4 protein-coding genes are annotated in these 4,013 nt (G+C 64.8%); 2 read left to right on the plus strand and 2 right to left on the minus strand.

Going from position 1 to position 4,013, the window contains the following annotated elements:
• Positions 1-591: 591 nt before the first annotated feature.
• Positions 592-1,746 carry a M20 aminoacylase family protein gene (locus tag J1C52_RS14885; protein WP_227428715.1) on the minus strand — a complete coding sequence of 385 codons (1,155 nt, stop codon included), beginning with the start codon at positions 1,744-1,746 and terminating at the stop codon, positions 592-594.
• Between the two features lie 109 nt (positions 1,747-1,855).
• Between J1C52_RS14885 and J1C52_RS14890 the strand changes: the two genes are divergently transcribed.
• Together J1C52_RS14890 and J1C52_RS14895 are read left to right on the plus strand one after the other, a co-directional pair.
• A complete protein-coding gene (locus J1C52_RS14890; protein WP_227428716.1) occupies positions 1,856-3,382 on the plus strand; it encodes an ATP-dependent DNA helicase in 1,527 nt (508 codons plus the stop codon).
• A 97-nt stretch (positions 3,383-3,479) separates the two neighbouring features.
• On the plus strand, positions 3,480-3,716 hold the full coding sequence (locus J1C52_RS14895; protein WP_227428717.1) for an Lrp/AsnC ligand binding domain-containing protein: 237 nt from the start codon (positions 3,480-3,482) through the stop codon (positions 3,714-3,716).
• Here J1C52_RS14895 and J1C52_RS14900 read toward each other — a convergent pair.
• On the minus strand, positions 3,648-4,013 hold a 366-nt coding region (locus J1C52_RS14900), incomplete at its 5' end, for a hypothetical protein (RefSeq protein ID WP_370633277.1). The genes J1C52_RS14895 and J1C52_RS14900 overlap by 69 nt on opposite strands.

Consider the following 4,013-nt stretch of genomic DNA (forward strand, 5'->3'; position numbering starts at 1 on the left):
AATCATACGAAACCCTGCAATCAAAGGCGACAGAAAACACCCATTTCCTACATAAAATCAGAATGTTGGGAGTTGTTCAGGACGAACTAATTATGGATCAGAGCGGAAAGTAGTCGAAGCCACACAGGAGATAACCTCGAGTGAAGAATTTTCTCAGACTGGCATTCTGCGCGTAAATATTCTACAACCAACAAACATTGCTACGGCCACCCTTCGATTCAATCCAGCCTTCACACGCCCCCCAAAAGTGACAGCTGACTTGGTGGCTTCACCGTTGGAGGATACGTCTACAATTTCTGCAAAGCCCGGCTCTCCATCAAACGGGGCCTGCAACTTCCACATCAATAGCAAGTCCGAATTACCAAAGGGTGAGTATACGTTCGAGTTCAAAGCCGTTGCCGACCAATAGAAGGAAAGAAACGTCAAACAATTGCGGTCGAGGTTTTTTCCCCTGTCACATAGCCAGAGCGGCGGAGATTCCGTCCCATTGCTACGCCACCCAGTCCAAACAAAGGGGCACCACGTGCATCTGCTTTCTGGGCATCGCTGCCGCTGCTAAACAGCGCCGTAAAAACCCGCTTTCCGCCCCGCTCACCCCAACCGCTCCTCCACCACCCCCACATACCAGCTTGCTCCATAGGGGATCACCTCGTCATTGAAGTCGTATTGCGGGTGGTGCAGGCCCGGCCCGTCGCCCGCGCCCAGCACGATGTAGGCGCCGGGGCGTTCTTCCAGCATGAACGCGAAATCCTCGCCGCCCATGTTGAACCCGGCCTCCACGCATTGCCCCGAGACCTTCAGCGCCGCCGCGCGGGCGTATTCGGTATGTTCCGCGTGGTTCACCATCACCGGGTAGCCGCGCAGGAACTCCACCTCTGCCACCGCCCCAAAGGCCCGCGCCGTGCCCTCGGCCAATGCGCGCAGCCGCGCCTCTGCCATGTCACGTACCCTCGCGTCATGCGTGCGAATGGTCCCCACCAGCGCCACCCGCGCGGGGATGACGTTATGCGCGCGGCTGGATGTTTCGACCCCGCAGACCGACAGCACGATGTTCTGCGTGGGATCGGTATTGCGCGAGGCCACGCTTTGCAGCGCCACGATCAGGTGACTGGTGACCACCACCGGGTCGATGGTCTGGTCGGGCTTGGCGGCATGCCCGCCCTTCCCCTCGACCACGATGCGGAACTCGTCCACGGCGGCGTAGAAGGCGCCTGCGCGGATGTTGAACTCTCCCAAAGGGTGGCCGGGGCGGTTGTGCAGCCCGTAGACCTCGGTGATGGCGAAGCGCTCCATCAGCCCCGCGTCGCACATCACCTTCGCGCCGCCGCCGCCCTCTTCGGCGGGCTGGAAGATGACGGCCACAGTTCCGTCAAACGCTCGCGTTTCGCACAGGTATTCGGCGGCGGCCAGAAGCATGGTCATATGACCGTCATGCCCGCAGCCATGCATCTTGCCCGGAATGGTGCTAGAATAAGGCAGGCCCGTCGCCTCGGTCATCGGCAGCGCATCCATATCGGCGCGCAGGCCAATGCAGCGGCCGGGACCATTTCGGCCATGGATCAGGGCCACAACGCCGGTTACGCCGATCCCTTCCTCGACCACGTCACAGCCAAAGGCGCGCAGCTTCTCTGCCACTTTCGCAGCGGTGCGGTGGCAGTCAAACCCAAGCTCTGGATGGGCATGGAAATCGCGCCGCCATGCGGCATGGTCAGCGAGGCGCGCGGCGAAACGGTTGCGGATGGGCATGCGTGTATCCTGTCACGAAAGCAGTCTACAGGCTACGCCCGCCCGCGCGCCCCTGCAATCCCGCGAAAGCGGTTTCCCATTCCCCGCGGCTTGCGCTAGGGTCGCGCCCATGACCGCGCTAGCCTCCCTGCCCGACCTGTCCGAAGACCAAGCCCACGCGTGGGAACGCGTGTCGCGCGCGCTGGAAGACGCGGGCATCGACCTGGACACCGGCCAGACCGCCGCCCCGCCCGACGCGCGCGGCACGGTTCTGGCCATCACCGGCAAGGCGGGGTCCGGCAAAACGCTGCTTCTGGCGGGTCTGACCAAGGCGCTGGTGGCGGCTGGCGTTGAAATCGTTTCGGGCGAATATGAACCCCGCCGCAGGCGCGAGCGCCGCTCGCTTGCCGTGCTGGCCCCCACCAACAAGGCCGCGTCGGTCCTGCGCATGCGCGGCGTGCCCGCAACCACGCTGCACCGCATCCTCTATTCCCCGGTCTATGACCCGGAATACGAAAAGATCGCCGAATGGCTGGCCGGTCAGGCGCCCCGCCCCACGGTCGAGGGACTTGACGACGCAGCCCTCGACCGGGCTGCGGCCTTCTACGCGCAAACCCCGTCCATTCCCGGCGCATTGGCGGCGGCAGGCTTGCGCGGCTCCGATTTCATCACCGGCTGGAAACGCCGCGACGACCCGCTCGACATCGGCTTCGTCGATGAAAGCTCCATGCTCGACCAGCGCCAGCTCGATGACCTGAAGGAACTCTTCGGCACGCTGGTGCTGTTCGGCGACCCCGCCCAGCTTGCCCCCGTGGGCGGCGCCGGAGAGATGGTGTTCGACCACCTGCCCGCAACCCAGAAGATGCACCTCGCGCGCATCCACCGGCAGGCCGCCGATAACCCGATCCTTGATCTGGCCCATGCGCTGGCCGATCCTGACCTCAGCTTCGAGCAGTTCGAGGATCGCATCGCCCAAGCCGCCCGCGCCGATGACCGGGTCCGCATGGCCGAACGCGTCGACAGCGACCTCATGGCGCGCTCGCCCGTTCTGGTGTGGCGCAATGCGACGCGCCTGCGGCTGATCCATGCGTTCCGCGCTGCCCATGGCGCGCCCGAAGACGCACTTTTGCCCGGCGAGCCGCTGATCTGCGACGGGTTGGAGCTGCCGCTCAAACACCGCGCCAAGCGCATCGACCTAGAGGCGCGCGGCCTCATCAAGGGCGCGCAAGTGGTCTATCTGGGGCCGGGTCGCAAACCGGGCTTCTCCCGCCTCCATATCTTCGGCGCGCCCGATCCGCAGATCTCGGTCGCCTCCATCGTCAAGATCGAAAAAGACCCCGACGAAGACCCTTTCATCCCCTATGCCGCCGCGATGGGCGCGGCTTTCGTCCATGGCGCGGCCTGCACCATTCACAAGGCGCAAGGCTCGCAATGGTCGGATGTGCAGGTCTTCGCGCCCGACCTCTATGCGGCGGCGCGCGCGGGCCGCAGCGAAGGCGGCATCCCGCTCTGGAAGCGTTTGGCCTATGTCGCCATCACGCGGGCCGAACACAGGCTGCACTGGGTCATTCGCAACCGGCTTGCGCGGCCCAAATCCCCGCTCACGACAGAAGACCTCGGTCAAGACCCGGCCCCTCTGACGCTTCAGGGCGAATAACCCTTTCCTCTTCATCCTTGCCCAAATATCCTGGGGGTGAATGGGCGCGCTCGCGCCCAGAGGGGGCAAAGCCCCCTGCCCAACACCCGGAGGCCCCATGCGCTGCGTTTTCGTCCAGTTCCGCTGTATTCCCGGCCAGACCTACCAGGTCGCCGACGCCATCTATGACCGCGAAGTGGTGTCGGAACTCTATTCCACCTCGGGCGAGTATGACCTGATCGCCAAGGTCTACATCCCCGAGGACAAGGATGTCGGTCACTACCTGTCAGAAGCGCTCTTCGACATCCCCGGCATCAGCCGCACCCTGACCACCATGACCTTCAAGGCCTTCTGACCACGCCAGAACCGCCGTGATCACCGCAGCCTGCGCGGCCAGATAGCGCCGGTCGCCCGCCCGTGGCATCGGCGCTTGCGGCTCAGCCACGGCCATCAGCGTGCCATTGCCGTAGCGCGGATGCGCGCGGCCCGTGCGCAGGCGGTGACGTTCCGCCACCCCGGCCCGCGCCAGAAGCCGCGCCATGGTGGCGGGCCAAGTGCTCTCAACCACGCCCAGCAAGACCCGCGCGGCGGCCAGAATGTCACCGGGCGTGACGGGTCGTAGGCGCGCGCGCCGGGGCGCGAGCGGCGGCGC

Source organism: Roseibaca sp. Y0-43 (assembly GCF_020667835.1).
Taxonomy (GTDB): Bacteria; Pseudomonadota; Alphaproteobacteria; order Rhodobacterales; family Rhodobacteraceae; genus Roseinatronobacter.

What these genes read in the sequence shown, in the direction of transcription:
- J1C52_RS14885 (WP_227428715.1), bottom strand. Translation starts at nt 1,746, where the DNA reads ATGCCCATCCGCAACCGTTTCGCCGCGCGCCTCGCTGACCATGCCGCA.
- J1C52_RS14890 (WP_227428716.1), top strand. Translation starts at nt 1,856, where the DNA reads ATGACCGCGCTAGCCTCCCTGCCCGACCTGTCCGAAGACCAAGCCCAC.
- J1C52_RS14895 (WP_227428717.1), top strand. Translation starts at nt 3,480, where the DNA reads ATGCGCTGCGTTTTCGTCCAGTTCCGCTGTATTCCCGGCCAGACCTAC.